The sequence below is a fragment of the Mesorhizobium sp. B2-8-1 genome (assembly GCF_006440955.1).
Lineage (GTDB): Bacteria > Pseudomonadota > Alphaproteobacteria > Rhizobiales > Rhizobiaceae > Mesorhizobium.
In genome coordinates, this window is the sequence record NZ_VFTX01000003.1 from 331984 (window position 1) to 346936 (window position 14953).

A 14953-nucleotide genomic window follows, 5' to 3' on the forward strand; every position below is an offset into this window, starting at 1 on the left:
GGTTTGGATTTGAAGTTCCTGTCCCCTCAACGGCATCCGCGTTCAGGAACTTCAAATCCAAACCACACCAGAACTAAAGTTGGCAGTGTGGCTCAGAATCCGGAATTCGCGCATCGCGCTCCTCCCGGGTGTGGCGAATTCCGGATTGCCACACTGGCGAATCGCCGGGCGCACCGGTAAGTCTTGGCCGCCCGGTAAGCGGGCCGTCAGGGTGTTGCGACCTATAGGGGGAGTTCGGCGCCATGACAAGCAAGCCCTGTCAGCCCATCCAGCGAATGCCGAGGTAGCCAATGGAAAGCCAGACAATCGTCGAAGCCCTGCTGCTCGGTCTGCTGGAGGGATTGACCGAGTTCATTCCGGTGTCCTCGACCGGGCATATCCTGCTCGCCGGCCACTTTCTCGGCTTCCACTCGACGGGCAAGGCCTTCGAGATCCTGATCCAGCTCGGCGCCATCCTGGCCATTCTGAGCGTCTATTTCCGGCGGTTGTGGCAGATGCTGCTCGACCTGCCGCATGACCGGCTGACGCGGCATTTCGTCATCGGCATCCTCATCGCCTTCCTGCCGGCGGCCATCATCGGCGCGCTGGCGCATGATTTCATCAAGACCATCCTGTTCGAATCGCCGCGGCTGATCTGCATCATGCTGATCATCGGCGGCGTGGTGCTGCTCGCCGTCGACCGCATGAAGCTGAAGCCTATGTACCGCGACGTCGAACGCTTCCCGACGCGGCTTTACCTGCAGATCGGGCTGTTCCAGTGCCTGTCGCTGATCCCCGGCACCTCGCGCTCGGGCTCGACCATCGTCGGCGCGCTGCTGCTTGGCGTCGACAAGCGGGCGGCGGCGGAATTTTCCTTCTTCCTCGCCATCCCCACCATGGTCGGCGCCTTCGCCTTCGACCTGTTCAAGAACCGCAACGTGCTGACGTCGGCCGACCTGCCGATCATCGCCGTCGGCTTCGTCGCCGCCTTCGTCACCGCGCTGCTGGTGGTGCGCCTGCTGCTCGATTACGTCTCGCGCAAAGGCTATGCGCTGTTCGGCTGGTGGCGGCTGGTGGTCGGCATCGTCGGGCTGGCCGCGCTGATGATCTGGGGGTGACCTCGTCATCCACGGGCGAAGCAAGGAGCGCAGCGACGCCGCGCAGGCCCGTGGATGACGAAGGTGAAGGCCTTCGCGGGCCCCCTTCATGCGAACCTCCTGCGGAGCAGCGCACAAGTCCTGCGGATTCCAGAACACTCCGCTGCGTAAGCTCGCCCTATCATCCCTCAGGCAGTGGCGTCCGGCGAGCCGCATTCGCCCCCGCGCACGCGGTCGGCCGGGCGCCCAATGAGAGGGAACGACGATGAAATTCATGCTGACCGACAGGAAACTGCACCCGCGGGCCAAACCCGTCGCCGAGGATTTCAGGAGCGGCGCCATCAACCGTCGCGAATATTTTGCGCTGATGGCCGGGCTCGGCGTCAGCGCCGCCGGCGCTTTTGCCCTGGGCGGGCTGGCGCCCACGCCCGCCCGCGCGGCGGAGCCCAAGAAGGGCGGCGTGCTGCGCGTCGCCATGAACGTCAAGGGTTTCAAGGACCCGCGCACCTTCGACGGCGTCGAAATGTCCAACGTCGCGCGCCACTGCAACGAATATCTCGTGCGCTGGAACACCGATTTCTCGTTCGAGCCCTGGCTGCTCGAAAAATGGGAGATGAGCGACGACGCCAAGACGCTCACCTTGCATGTGCGCAAGGGCATCACCTGGTCGAACGGCGATGCCTTCAACGCCGACGATGTCGTCCACAACCTCACCCGCTGGTGCGAGGCCGGCGTTGCCGGCAATTCGGTCGCCGCGCGCATGGGCGCGCTGGTCAATGCCGACACCAAGAAGGTGGTCGATGGCGGCATCGAGAAGGTCGACGACCACACCATCAAGCTCAACCTGCCCAAGCCCGACATTTCGCTGATCGCCGGCATGGCCGACTATCCCGCTTTGATCATGCACCGCTCCTATGATGGCGACGGCGATCCGCTGAAGGCACTTTCGATCACCACCGGCCCTTGCGAGCTGGTGAAGTGGGATGCCGAGACGGGAGCCGAGGTGAAGCGCAAGGACAAGCCGTGGTGGAAGGGCGAATTCCACCTGGATGGGATTCAGTGGATCGATTACGGCTCCGACCCCAACGCCATGCTGTCGGCGTTCGAATCCGGCGAGATCGACACCGACCACGAGACCGCCTCCGATGCCGTCTCGCAGACCGAGCAGATGGGCCTGAAGAATTCCGAGATCGCCACCGGCTCCACCATCGTCGCCCGCTTCAACGTCGCCAACGCGCCCTATGACGACATCAAGATGCGCCGCGCCGCCCAGCTCGCCGTCGACAACTCGGCCGTCCTGGCGCTCGGCCTCGGCGGCCGCGGCAAGCCCGCCGACAACCACCATGTCGGCCCCATGCATCCCGAATATGCCGATATCGGCCCGGCCAAGCGCGACGTGGACGCCTCGAAGAAGCTGCTGGCCGAGTCCGGCAAGGCCGACCATGAATACGACCTCATCTCGGTCGACGTCGAATGGCAGAAGAGCACCGGCGACGCCATAGCGGCGCAGATGCGCGAGGCCGGCCTCAAGATCAAGCGCACCGTGCTGCCCGCCGCCACCTTCTGGAACGACTGGAGCAAATATCCCTTCTCCTGCACCGAGTGGCTCGGACGCCCGCTCGGCGTCCAGGTGCTGGCGCTGGCCTATAAATCGGGCGCCGCCTGGAACGAAAGCGCCTACGCCAACAAGGAGTTCGACGAACTGCTAGACAAGGCGCTTGCCACCCCCGACGCCGCCCAGCGCAAGGAGATCATGGCCGGCATCGAAAAGAATTTGCGCGACTCCGGCATCATCATCCAGCCCTACTGGCGCTCGGTCTACCGCACCTACCGCAAGGGCGTCGAAGGCTGCGAGCAGCATCAGGCGCTGGAGCAGCATTTTGAGAAGGTGTGGCTGGAGGTGTGAGGCCAGCGCCGACCTGATTTCCTCGCCCCCACTGCGTGGGGCGAGGAACCAGCGCCATCCTGCCGCCCCATCAGCATCTCCAGTGCTAGCCGCTCGACCGTCAGGTAAGGCGGCGCCAACGCTGGTTCTTCCTTCTCCCCTTGTGGGGTCCGAAGGACGGGGCGAGACCCGTGGCTCGCCCCAGGGCGGTGGCCTCGCGAAGCGAGGTCGGATGAGGGGTGCTTAAGCTTGGCGCGGACGTCGACAATCAACCGAACCAGAAAACCCCAACGCCTCACCCCGCTGGAACACCCCTCAACCGTCTCGGCGCTGCGCGCCGATCCACCTTCTCCCACAAGGGGAGAAGGCAAAGCTGGCCGCAACGCCGGCTTCATCCCTGCAACGTTGGCGATTGGCGAAAGCGGCAAAAACAGCATCCTTCGCCCCGTTTACGGGGAGAAGCTGGCGGCAGCCCAGATGAGGGGCAGCGCCGGCGCCTGAAATTAAAGCGCGCCCCAACGGCAGTGAGCGGCATCCAGAGCACAAAAGGTCTTCGGCACGCTGACCATGACCAATGCCGCCGCCCAAAGCGAGATGCCACGGACATAAGAGGACACGCTGGTCACCAGCCCCGCCGCATTGCCTGATATCAGCAGCGTCTCGCCGGCGAAGAAGGCAGAAAGTCGGCCGCGACGCTGTCATCGCCTACCCCGCTATCCGGATCGAACTATTGCCTACACGTCTAAGCCTTGCTCTTCGCTCTCTATCTTCTCAGCCACCTCGTTAGCCTTTCTAGAGAGACTTACGAATGAGCCTACGTAGACGGCCAGGCCGGCTAATGGTCCAGCAAGACTTGTGACCAAAGCCGCCAGAGCAATTTTGACGCCGGCCTTGGTACCTTCTTCCACTCCATCTAATGCACCTTTATATGCCCGTTTCGAAACATCGGCTGCACCTCGCGAGAGAATTCGCTTACTATCTCCTCCCAAATGCTTGAATGCCTTCAGAACGGAAGCCGAGAAATTTCTTACATCCAACAGATGAAGAGAGATAAGATCAGCTCGTTTTTTAACGGCCATAGCCGTGACAATATCGTTAGACGATTCACCAATAACAAGCTCAACCTCGGCAATATCGATAAGGGCCGCCTCCAGAGCATCTATTGCCGACCCATCGACAACATCCGAGGCTCTAGCTTCATTCATTACCTGCTTGGCGTTGTCATAGGCAGGGAGTGCCGACCCATCCGCCACCTTCTGTGCGATCCGAGCGGCTTCGATCTCGATAATTTCGGGAAAAAGCGCTCGAAGATCCTCTAGACTCGCAGCGAGGTCGCGCAATAGGGATTGCGCATCGGTCATTAACTCATCTTTGGCTTGTTCCGTATCAAACGTCGCCAAGTCTGCTTCGATGGTCCTACTTCTCATAAGAAGTATGCCGGGAGATACGTCTTCAATCTTTTTCCCAAGTGACGAAACCAACCGCTCTACCGATTCGACTACGTGAGCCGGTGCTTGCGTGCGGCGCATCCTTTCAGCTGTCCGCTTCGCTTTTTCAACAGTTTCGCGCCAAATATCTTGACTAATTGCGGAGCCTCCGAGACGGGAAACCGTCGGATAGGCAAATATTAAGCCGGCTCTTTCGCCAAATTGATGTGGAGCGGGTCGTTGCGTGAGTACAGTTGCGTCGCTGTAAACGTCTTCCGATGGACCCACAGAAGGGCCCCTTCTTTCTAGCAAGTTCCGGACAAAGAGTTCTAGATCAATGCTTATCTCAACCGACGGTCTATCCCACCAAGCATCACTTTGATTATATATAAAAGTGTCAAATACTTCTGCCAAATCGGCGCTCAGACCTAAGCTTCTATTGCCGTTGAGCCAACTCTCATATAAATGGACCCAAATCGACCAGTGAGCTCCAAGGGAATGAAGCATACTTTGGAAAGACTTCCAAATGTCCATAAACCAGATTGGTTGACCTTCTGGCCACAACTTTATGGATGCTAAATTCCTAGGAACCAAATCCGCTTCGATTAACTTATTGCAGTCTGAATTGATTGCGCTCCAAAGGTCATCGGCTCTCCGCTTCCCTTTCTCACCTAAGGAACGTACCGCCCAATCTACGGTGTTAGGTGCCATTTTTTGACCCCTCGCCGTTGTCGCCCAAAATATAGCGCCACCGGCTTCAAAAGCCACGCGTGGAAGCCCCTTTATACTAGCCAAACTATCAAGACTTTCGCGAGCCCGAGCTGCAAGCTTCGTATTCTGGTTCCCATATCGGGACGTAAACCGCGCGATATGCATGGATCTGAACAGCGCGATTAGGAACTTCTCCACGCCACTCGATTTGCCTACCTTCGAAAGGCCAATATCGCTCACGTTTGGCAAGACTCTCAGCGCAGTTCTAACGGATATAACTTGACCCCAGGACTGAGGCTTTCCAGATAACAAATGAACTAGATCATCGTCGTCCTTGATAACAAGGCGGCTATTTTTTCCACCTGTTGTAGCGCTATCCATAAGATCTAAGTAACTACGACCCATAGCAACAGCTAATCTAACAACTGTTTCCTTTTGCGGTCGCGTCAGACCGTTTTCTATATTTGCAAGAGTCCTTTGCGTAATTCCAGCGCGATTAGAAAATTCAACACGACCCATTTTATGAGTCATACGATGGGATTTTATAATATCTCCCAACGCGCTAAGGTCGTTCTTTTCCATGGGTCCCCCTTCAGGCACCATGGCAGCAGAATCCGCCGAACACAATCTCTTGGCTTAGGATGGCGCTGACTGTTACCCAATAGAGCCGATCCGCCATAAAGAGTCATATATGGCGGGTTCAAGGTTCGATCTGCTACCGCTCTGGGCGCCAGCTCATTTCACGGGCTCGAAATATATGCCTGCGGTACACTCATCAGATATTGCAGAACTAGCTCTGCTCATCTTCGCAATATCGGTGTTAATTTTTTCAGAGATCGCTGCGGATGTGGGAGAGCCATCGCCTGCGCCCGAAGATCGCCCCGCGCCGCCACCTCCCGAGTAGCCCCCACTGCGCAGCTTCAGCGCCGCGCTGGCGGGGGGGCCCGCTGCCTCCGGCAACTCCCCGTTTTCAAAGTCTGCCATCAATCCACCGGCTCGATGACTTGGCGCGCTATGCGCGCCAACCGCCATTCTCAATCCCCCATCTTCAGCGCCTGGATAAACGCCTCCTGCGGGATATCGACCTTGCCGAACTGCCGCATCCGCTTCTTGCCCTCTTTCTGCTTGTCCAGCAGCTTGCGCTTGCGGCTCACGTCGCCGCCGTAGCACTTCGCGGTCACGTCCTTGCGCAGGGCGGAGATGGTTTCGCGGGCGATGACCTTGCCGCCTATCGCCGCCTGGATCGGGATCTTAAACAGATGGTGCGGGATCAGCTCCTTCAGCTTCTCGCACATCTGGCGGCCGCGCTTTTCCGCCGCCGTGCGGTGGACCAGCATGGAGAGCGCGTCGACCGGCTCCTCATTGACCAGGATCGACATCTTCACCAGGTCGCCCTCGCGATAGTCGGTAAGGTGATAGTCGAACGAGGCATAGCCCTTGGAGATCGACTTCAGGCGATCGTAGAAATCGAAGACCACCTCGTTGAGCGGCAGGTCGTAGGTCAGCATGGCGCGCTTGCCGACATAGGAGAGGTCGGCCTGGATGCCGCGCCGGTCCTGGCAGAGTTTCAAGATGCCGCCGAGATAGTCGTCGGGGGTCAGGATGGTGGCGCGGATCCACGGTTCCTCGATGGCCGAGATCTTCACCACGTCGGGCATGTCGGCCGGGTTGTGCAGTTCCTTGACCGAGCCGTCGTTGAGCAGCAGCCGGTAGACGACCGATGGCGCCGTGGCGATCAGGTCGAGGTTGAACTCGCGCTCCAGCCGCTCCTGGATGATTTCCAGATGCAGCAGGCCGAGGAAGCCGCAGCGATAGCCGAAGCCGAGCGCCGCGCTGGTTTCCATTTCGTAGGAGAAGGAGGCGTCGTTGAGGCGCAGCTTGCCGACGGCGGCGCGCAGGTCCTCGAAATCCGCGGCGTCGACCGGGAACAGACCGCAGAACACCACCGGCTGCGCCGGCTTGAAGCCGGGCAGTGCGTGCGCGGTCTGGCGTTTGTCCTCGGTGATGGTGTCGCCGACGCGGGTGTCGGCCACTTCCTTGATCGAGCCGGTGAAGAAGCCGAACTCGCCGGGGCCGAGCTCCTCGACATTGATGCGGGCGGGCGTGAACACGCCGGTGCGCTCGACCAGGTATTTGGCGCCGGTGCCCATCATGCGGATGGTCTGGCCCTTCTTCAGCACGCCGTCGATGACGCGCACCAGCACGATGACGCCGAGATAGGCGTCGTACCAGCTGTCGACCAGCATCGCCTTCAAAGGCGCGGTCGCGTCGCCCTCGCGCGGCGGCGGCAATTGGTGGACGATAGCCTCCAGCACATCGGGAATGCCAAGCCCGGTCTTGGCCGAGATCAGCACGGCGTTGGAAGCGTCGATGCCGATCACCTCCTCGACCTGCTCGCGGATGCGCTCGGGCTCGGCGGCCGGCAGGTCGACCTTGTTCAGCACCACGACGATCTCGTGGTTGTTGTCGATGGCCTGGTAGACATTGGCGAGCGTCTGCGCCTCGACGCCCTGAGAGGCGTCGACCACCAGCAGCGAGCCTTCGCAGGCGGCGAGCGAGCGCGACACTTCATAGGCGAAGTCGACATGGCCGGGCGTATCGATGAGGTTGAGGATATAGTCCTCGCCATTGTTGGCGCGGTATTTCAGCCGCACCGTCTGCGCCTTGATGGTGATGCCGCGCTCGCGCTCGATGTCCATCGAGTCCAGCACCTGCTCCTTCATGTCGCGCAGCTCCAGGCCGCCGGTCAGCTGGATCAGGCGGTCGGCAAGGGTGGATTTGCCATGGTCGATATGGGCGACGATGGAGAAATTCCTGATGTGGTCGAGGGGCGTGCTCATGCCGCGCGCTTTAGCAGGGGCGGCTTGCTGCGGCAAGGCTTGCGGCGCAAGGCGCCCCCCGGTCATCACAAAGCGGTGAGCCGGGCGGAAAAGCCCGAAACGGCCGGCGGGCACGGCCGGGTGCTTAAACTTTGAACGATCCTCTTAGACCCCGGTTTTCCGGCGCATGTTAGTTCCTGCGCAGGTAACCGTCTTTTGGGGTAAGAAAAAATGCCGGGGCTTGCAGGAAGGTTCGCCCGCTCTCGCAGCGGCTCGATGATGCCGCTGGTCTTCATCAGCCTGGTGCCGCTGGTCACCGTCGTCGGCTTCTCGGTCGACTATACATCGGCGGTCCAGACCCGGTCCAACATGCAGCAGGCGCTCGACGCGGCGACGCTGGCCATCACCACGCTGCCGAAGACGACGACGCTGGCGACCCGCCAGCAGATGCTACAGGACACCTTTGCCGCCAATGGCGGGCAAGGCACCGCCACGCTGGTGAGCTTCACCATCGCGGCCAACGGCACCGCCACGGCGCAGGCCTCGGCGAGCTTCGCCATGCCGACCGACTTCATGCAGATCGCCAGGATCAACACCGTGCCGGTCGGCGTCACCTCGGCGGTCAACAAGGCGGCGGCCCTGGTGCAGACCACCTTCAAGATCGAGAAGGCGTCGGGCTGGTGGGACAAGACGATGTATCTCTACGGCACGCGATTCGGCTCGACCACGAAGCAGAAGCTGATGCAGATCAGCTATGTCTACAACAAGGGCGGCGACCCCAAGGGCTATGGCACCACCACCGTCTCCACCGTGAGCGGCACCACGCTTACCCAGGTGCAGCAGCAGGTGTGCAACACCACGGCGGTCGCCAATTTCAACAACACGCCCTCCGGCGCCATCACCAGCACCGACGGCAACGGCGTCATGCGGCAGACCGTCTGCACCACCACGCCGGCCAACAGCACCGGCGCGGTCATCGACGTCAGCCAGATGGACCAGCTCTATCTGGAGATGAACGTGCCTTCCGCCGCGACGGCCAAACCGGCCCAGCCGACCACGCTCAGGTCGAACGACCCGAACACCTCGAACCGGCTCTATATCGGCACCAGCCCGACCGACATGCCCGAAATCGCCACGGGCCAGACCGTCGATATCTTCACCGCCGTGCCGTGCGGCCAGACGGGCTACCAGGCCTGGGAAGACGGCGGCTCCGCCGTGCCGGCGCCTGTCGTCAACGCCGACTTCTTCTACACCGTGATGGGCAAATGCGACTTCAACCAGCGCCCCTCGCAAACGGTGCTGACGCAGTGACACTGCGGCTTCTTCCTTCTCCCCTTGTGGGAGAAGGTGGCCTCGCGAAGCGAGGTCGGATGAGGGGTGTTCCAGGCAACGCCAACGCCTCACTCCGCTGGAACAGCCCTTTTGCGCTCGGCCTCGTCCCGTCCGCCGGGGCTATAGACGGATCGCAGCGTTCGACTAGTCTGGCGCCATGCCGCACCAACCCGTCACCCCCGCCAAGCGCAACTTTGCTCGCTCGCTCCGCCGTGACATGACGGAAGCGGAAGACAGGCTTTGGCAGGAACTGCGAGACCGCAGACTGGACCGGATCAAATTCAGGCGCCAGGTTCCTTTTGGAAAATACATTGCCGATTTCGTTTGCCTCGAAGCCGGGCTGATTATCGAGATCGACGGCAGCCAACACGCGGACTCGGATGCTGACCGGATCCGCAAGGCCGAGCTGGAGGCTAGGGGTTTTCGCGTTCTGCGCTTCTGGAACGACGATGTCCTGAAAGAGATGAATGCCGTTTGCGACACGATCATCGCCTATGTGCGGGACAGAAGTCTGCAGCCCTGGAGATAGTGGCGCCGTTTTCCCTTCTCCCCTTGTGGGGTCCGAAGGACGGGGCGGGACGCGTGGCTCGCCCCCGGGCGGTGGCCTGGCGAAGCGAGGTCGGATGAGGGCTGTTCCAGGAAACGCCAACGTCTCACTCCGCTGGAACACCCCTCAACCGTCTCGGCGCTGCGCGCCGATCCACCTTCTCCCACAGGGGGAGAAGGAAGAACCCGCTGGCGCTCAATCACAAACCGGTGAGCGCTGTAACGAAGCGATAATTGGCGGCGAAGTGGGGACATGAGCGGCGCATCGCGGCGCCGTCGCCCACGGAGCAATTCCATGTCGCAAGCCAAACGCAGCAGGTTCCTCGCAATGTCCAGCCTGGGCGCGCTTGCGCTCGCGGCGTCGCTCGGTGCGGCCGCGGCGCAGCCGCTTACCGTGGTCGAGCTGTTCACCAGCCAGGGCTGTTCGTCCTGCCCGCCGGCCAATGCCAATTTGATCAAGGTCAAGAACCAGCCCGGCGTGCTGGCGCTGTCCTTCAACGTTACCTACTGGGACTATCTCGGCTGGAAGGACATTTTCGGCCGGCAGGAGTTCACGCAGCGCCAGGTGAGCTACGAGCCGCCGCTCGGCCGTGACGGGCCGTTCACGCCGCAGGTGGTGGTCAACGGCCATGCCGATGCGGTCGGCGCCGCGCCCGGCGAGATCGAACGGCTGATTGCGGCCAGCGGCCGCATCAAGGGACCGTCGCTGTCGCTCGATGGCGGCAAGGCCAGCATCGGCGCGGGGAGCGTGCCGGGCGGCAAGGCCGACATCTGGCTGGTGCGCTATGCCAGGGGCGTCGTCGAGGTGCCCGTGGCGCGCGGCGAGAATACCGGCCGCACCTTGCCGCACGGCAATGTCGTGCATGCGCTGAAGAAGCTCGGAAGCTGGACCGGAGAGGCCACGACGCTCGACGTGCCGGCGGCCGCCAACGGCCTCAGCACCGCGGTGCTGGTGCAATCGCCCGGCGGCGGGCCGATCCTGGCCGCCGCCGCCGATTAGCTTACCTCCGGGAACTTCCCGGTTGCGGGGAGAGACCATCAGAAATTGCGCAACGCCGCGCCTGCGGCGCCGCAACAGCCGGCCGCCGCGAGGGCGCGCCACCCAACCAAGGAGACCATCATGACCGTTCTTTCCCGCCTGACGCTGCCGGCGCTTGCGCTCGCTTTGTGCTCGACGGCATTGCTGGCCGGCGGCATCGCCCGGGCCGACGAGGCCACCAACGCCATGAAACCCGCCGCTGACGCGATGAAACCGGCAACCGATGCGATGAAGCCGGCCGACCCGATGGCCACCAATGCCATGAAGCCCGCCGCCGATGCGATGAAACCGGCGGACGCCGTGAAGCCGGCGACTGACGCGATGAAGCCGGCGACGGATGCGATGAAGCCTGCCAACTAGGTCAAGCCGCGGCGGAGAGTTACGCACCCGCTGGGGCCGCACGAGAATGTGAGCCTCCGCCGCAACTCGCGCATCGCGCCGGCTCCGCTAATTCAATAGACTGGACCCTATGCAAGCCATGAGGAGTGCAACCATGACCGACATCAAGAACCGTTCGAGCGGCTTCGTCCGCGGCGCGCTCGCAGCTTTCGCGCTCGCCGTCGCGGGCGCCGCCTTCTGGCTCACCCCAGCGGTTTCGGCGGAGGATGCCGTGGTGATCCCGCCGCCGGCGCTGGATGAAAAGGCAGCGGGCGGCAGCGAGACGGCAGTCTTCGCCGGCGGCTGCTTCTGGGGCGTGCAGGGCGTGTTCCAGCACGTCAAGGGCGTCACCAAGGCGGTCTCGGGCTATACCGGCGGCGCCAAGGACGACGCCGTCTACGAGACCGTGGGCACCGGCCGCACCGGCCATGCCGAATCCGTCGAGATCACCTACGATCCCTCCAAAGTCACCTATGGCCAGCTGCTGCAGGTGTATTTCTCGGTCGCCCACAATCCGACCCAGCTCAACTACCAGGGTCCGGACCAGGGCACGCAGTACCGCTCGACTATCTTTGCGGAGAACGAGGCGCAGAAGAAGATCGCGCAGAGCTACATCGCCCAGCTCGACCAGGCCAAGCTGTTCGGCAAACCCATCGTCACCACGATCGAAACCGGCAAGACCTTCTATCCGGCCGAGGAGTACCACCAGGATTTCCTGACGCTCAACCCGACCTATCCCTACATCGTCTACAACGACCTGCCAAAGGTGGCGAATTTGAAGACGCTGTTCCCGAAGCTTTACAGCGACAAGCCGGTGCTGGTGCTGTCGGCCAGCAATTGAGTCTTCGCAGGGTGAGAAGAACGACAGGTCGGCGGGACGGCGCCCCCCTCTGCCCTGCCGGGCATCTCCCCCACGAGGGGGGAGATCGGCGGCCTCGCCGTCCCGCCCCGCTGTCAACGTTAGAAATTGGCGAAAGCCGTCGCGACATCCAATCTCCCCCCTCGTGGGGGAGATGGCCGGCAGGCCAGAGGGGGGCGCGAGGGATCGCGGCCTCCTGCGAAGAAGGCTACACCCTCTTCCGCCACGGCAGGCTCCAGCGCGCCTTCTCCAGCGAGGCCTTGGCTTCGACCGTGGCCGGGGCAGCCTGGGCTTCGCGGTATTGCACCGAGCCCCGCGGCGGATAGGGCAGGCTGTCGTTGAGCTCCAGCCTGTCGAGCTGGCTGAAATCGGGGAAAGGCAGTTTTTCCTCCTCGCGCCAGGCGCTGACCCGCTTTTCCGCGGCGATGCGCTTTTCCTGGTCGAGCGGCAGGTCGGCGGCGCTGTATTCCAACTGCGCCGGGAAGGCGAACTGGGCGCCGGCCTCGTCCATCACCGCGATCATCGACAGCAATATGTCCTCGCGGATGGCGAGAAACTCCGAGCCATCCGCGGTCGTGATGTAGGTGAAGACCTCGATGTCGAGTGAATAGGGGCCGAAGCCGACGAAGCGCACGCGGCACGGGTCGTCGATGACGCGCGGATGAGCGATCAGGAGCTTGCGCAGCGCCGCCAGCGTGTAGCGCAGCTGGTCGGGCGTCGTCTCGTAGCGCAATTGCAGCGTGGTGGCGAAGCGGGTGCGGTCGCGATGGGCGTAGTTCTCGATCTGCATGCCGGCGAAGTCGGAATTGGGCACCGAGATCACCGTGCGGTCGACCGAGCGGATGCGGGTCGAGCGCATGCCGATATGCTCGATGGTGCCGGACTGGCTGCCGAACTTGCAGAAGTCACCGACGCTGACCGGCCGGTCGGCATAGAGCGTCAGGCCGGAAAGAAAATTCTGCAGCGTCGGCTGCGCCGCCAGCGCCACCGCCAGGCCGCCAATGCCGAGGCCGGCCAGCACGCCCTGATAGGGGATCGCCAGCACCTCAGCCAGGAGCAGGAAGGCGACCACCAGGGCGGCGATGCGCGCCACGCCGGTCAGCAGCGAGATCAGCGTCTCGTGGTAGCCGGGCACGTTGAAGGTGGCGCGGTAGCGCTCGGCGATCTTGCCGATCAGGTGCCAGACGACGGGAACCGCGCCGATCAGGATCAGGCTCCAGGCCGCCGCCTTGGCGGATGCCGCGATCACCTGCGGCAAGCCGAGCGGCCGCAGCGCAAACAGCAGGAACAGGCCGAGGAAGATCGAGCGCACCGCCCATTCGACGACGCGGAAGAAGCCGGCCCGCCCCGAACTCCTGCCGCGGCGGGCGAAGAACACGATGACGGCGTTGGCAAGGAAGCCGAAGGCGATGCCGGCAAGCACGGCAATGCCGAGCCCCAGCCATTGCCAGCGTTCGATCGGCCCGGCGCGGGTCAAAAGGGCAGGGCTGATCTCACGGGCAAGGCCCCTCGTGGCGAAGAAGGGATCGTTGCTGGCGAAGGCGGTGAATTCCGGCGCCACCGGCGCATCCTCGATATCGGCATAGAGCGTGCGGATGTTGGCCAGCGTTTCCGGCGTGAATTTCCACAGCTTGCCGCCTTTCTCGGTCCCCACCGGAGCGACGACGATGTTGCCGGCCGGGTGCTCGAAATACACATAGGGCGTGTTGCTTTGGGGATCGTCGGGAATTTCCTGCCAGTAGACGTAGCCGATGCGGTCGATGACTTTCTTGAGATAGCTCTCGAGCAGAACCGCCTCGTCGGACCGCACCGCCGGATTGTAACCGCGCATGTCGAGCGCCGTTTGCGTCGAACCGCCATTCTGGTCGGCGATGCCGCCGAGCAGCATCTTGAACGTGTCGCGCGGCGAGGCGAGCTTGGCCGGATCGTCGACCATGTCGGGGGCTTCGCCACGCGCCGCCTGGAACTCGGCGAGCTTGGCCTGCAGCACGGCGAGCTGCGGCCCGACGATGAACCATTCGCCGGCCTTGCGGCGGAAGGTGACGTCGAAGAAAACCTTGCTGCCATATTGCTGCAGCCTGGCTGTCACCTCGTCGCCGGGGATCGCATCATGCGGCAGGTTCCACAGGCGCAAGGTGGCGTTGTCGATCACCGAAAACAGGAGCTTGGTGTAATCGGGCATGTTGAGGCCGCCGCGATCGGCCTCCGTGACGTCGACAAGGCCGGCCGCCAGCGCGGCAAGGCCCATGCCGCCGCCGGTGGCGCGCGGCACATTGTCGGCGCCGCTCTCGTTCATGGTCTGCAGGAATGAGCGCATCGTCGTCATCGGGCTGGTCTGGTCGACCTTGAGGGTCTCGGCGGCGTCGACGCGCACGCCCGTCCACCATTCGGCGGTGGCGGATTCGAAACGGCCCATGAAGCTGGCGCCGTCCGGCGCCATGACGAAGCTGAACTCGCCCTGGCGACTGCCCTCGAACCAGCGGCCGAACAGCTTTTCGCCTTCGGTCTTGGCTTCGATGCGGCCGCCATACAGGGGATAGACGCCCTTCACCTCGGCGCCGTCCTGCTCGAAGGTGATCTGGGCGCCGCCGCCGCGCCATTTGGTGTCCCAGACACCGGCCCAGTTGGCCGTCTGCTGGGCATGAGCGGGCTGAATGACAGGCAGCAGGCCGGCCAGCGCAAGCGCGGCGATCAGCGTGACCAGGCGGATCAGGACCAGAGCAATTCCAGGAAAGCGGCGTAGCGATTTTCCCAGGAAAACTGCGTAGCGCTGCCGCGCCTGCGGATCGTGTTCTATCGAGGCAACCGGGACACCGCGCATTGCATTGCCCTTCTTCTCGGACCGCTGCCATCAGGCCGCAGCATGTCGCGGAAGGTTATT

10 protein-coding genes are annotated in these 14953 nt (G+C 62.7%); 7 read left to right on the forward strand and 3 right to left on the reverse strand.

What is annotated here, in order from left to right; all coding sequences use genetic code 11:
- Positions 1-290: 290 nt before the first annotated feature.
- Both FJ428_RS09990 and FJ428_RS09995 read left to right on the forward strand, forming a co-directional pair.
- Positions 291-1097, forward strand: coding sequence for an undecaprenyl-diphosphate phosphatase (locus FJ428_RS09990; RefSeq protein ID WP_140524368.1), 807 nt, complete (start codon positions 291-293; stop codon positions 1095-1097).
- A gap of 244 nt (positions 1098-1341) precedes the next feature.
- A complete protein-coding gene (locus tag FJ428_RS09995) occupies positions 1342-2982 on the forward strand; it encodes an ABC transporter substrate-binding protein (protein ID WP_140879367.1) in 1641 nt (546 codons plus the stop codon).
- A 713-nt stretch (positions 2983-3695) separates the two neighbouring features.
- On the opposite strand, the gene FJ428_RS10000 is transcribed toward FJ428_RS09995, so the two are convergent.
- Positions 3696-5681, reverse strand: a complete 1986-nt coding sequence (locus FJ428_RS10000; protein WP_181167262.1) for a helix-turn-helix transcriptional regulator — start codon at positions 5679-5681, stop codon at positions 3696-3698.
- Between the two features lie 452 nt (positions 5682-6133).
- Positions 6134-7939, reverse strand: coding sequence for a translation elongation factor 4 (lepA, locus tag FJ428_RS10005; RefSeq protein WP_140514160.1), 1806 nt, complete (start codon positions 7937-7939; stop codon positions 6134-6136).
- A gap of 210 nt (positions 7940-8149) precedes the next feature.
- Between lepA and FJ428_RS10010 the strand changes: the two genes are divergently transcribed.
- From FJ428_RS10010 to msrA, 5 genes are all read left to right on the forward strand, one after another.
- Complete coding sequence (locus tag FJ428_RS10010) at positions 8150-9229, forward strand: TadE/TadG family type IV pilus assembly protein (protein ID WP_140879369.1); 1080 nt, start codon at positions 8150-8152, stop codon at positions 9227-9229.
- Positions 9230-9407: 178 nt separating this feature from the next.
- Positions 9408-9779, forward strand: coding sequence for an endonuclease domain-containing protein (locus FJ428_RS10015; protein WP_140491726.1), 372 nt, complete (start codon positions 9408-9410; stop codon positions 9777-9779).
- A gap of 312 nt (positions 9780-10091) precedes the next feature.
- Positions 10092-10796 (forward strand): DUF1223 domain-containing protein, encoded by a 705-nt coding sequence (locus FJ428_RS10020; RefSeq protein WP_140879370.1) that lies wholly within the window; start codon positions 10092-10094, stop codon positions 10794-10796.
- A 120-nt stretch (positions 10797-10916) separates the two neighbouring features.
- Entirely contained in the window at positions 10917-11195 is a 279-nt protein-coding gene (locus FJ428_RS10025) for a hypothetical protein (protein ID WP_140728750.1), read from the forward strand.
- Between the two features lie 133 nt (positions 11196-11328).
- On the forward strand, positions 11329-12054 hold the full coding sequence (gene msrA, locus FJ428_RS10030; protein ID WP_140879371.1) for a peptide-methionine (S)-S-oxide reductase MsrA: 726 nt from the start codon (positions 11329-11331) through the stop codon (positions 12052-12054).
- Between the two features lie 226 nt (positions 12055-12280).
- Here msrA and FJ428_RS10035 read toward each other — a convergent pair whose 3' ends face one another.
- The gene (locus FJ428_RS10035) at positions 12281-14893 is read right to left on the reverse strand and encodes a mechanosensitive ion channel family protein (protein ID WP_140580284.1); all 2613 of its coding nucleotides are present in this window, start codon (positions 14891-14893) and stop codon (positions 12281-12283) included.
- Positions 14894-14953 lie beyond the last annotated feature (60 nt).

What these genes read in the sequence shown, in the direction of transcription:
- FJ428_RS09990 (WP_140524368.1), top strand. Translation starts at nt 291, where the DNA reads ATGGAAAGCCAGACAATCGTCGAAGCCCTGCTGCTCGGTCTGCTGGAG.
- FJ428_RS09995 (WP_140879367.1), top strand. Translation starts at nt 1,342, where the DNA reads ATGAAATTCATGCTGACCGACAGGAAACTGCACCCGCGGGCCAAACCC.
- FJ428_RS10000 (WP_181167262.1), bottom strand. Translation starts at nt 5,681, where the DNA reads ATGGAAAAGAACGACCTTAGCGCGTTGGGAGATATTATAAAATCCCAT.
- lepA (WP_140514160.1), bottom strand. Translation starts at nt 7,939, where the DNA reads ATGAGCACGCCCCTCGACCACATCAGGAATTTCTCCATCGTCGCCCAT.
- FJ428_RS10010 (WP_140879369.1), top strand. Translation starts at nt 8,150, where the DNA reads ATGCCGGGGCTTGCAGGAAGGTTCGCCCGCTCTCGCAGCGGCTCGATG.
- FJ428_RS10015 (WP_140491726.1), top strand. Translation starts at nt 9,408, where the DNA reads ATGCCGCACCAACCCGTCACCCCCGCCAAGCGCAACTTTGCTCGCTCG.
- FJ428_RS10020 (WP_140879370.1), top strand. Translation starts at nt 10,092, where the DNA reads ATGTCGCAAGCCAAACGCAGCAGGTTCCTCGCAATGTCCAGCCTGGGC.
- FJ428_RS10025 (WP_140728750.1), top strand. Translation starts at nt 10,917, where the DNA reads ATGACCGTTCTTTCCCGCCTGACGCTGCCGGCGCTTGCGCTCGCTTTG.
- msrA (WP_140879371.1), top strand. Translation starts at nt 11,329, where the DNA reads ATGACCGACATCAAGAACCGTTCGAGCGGCTTCGTCCGCGGCGCGCTC.
- FJ428_RS10035 (WP_140580284.1), bottom strand. Translation starts at nt 14,893, where the DNA reads ATGCGCGGTGTCCCGGTTGCCTCGATAGAACACGATCCGCAGGCGCGG.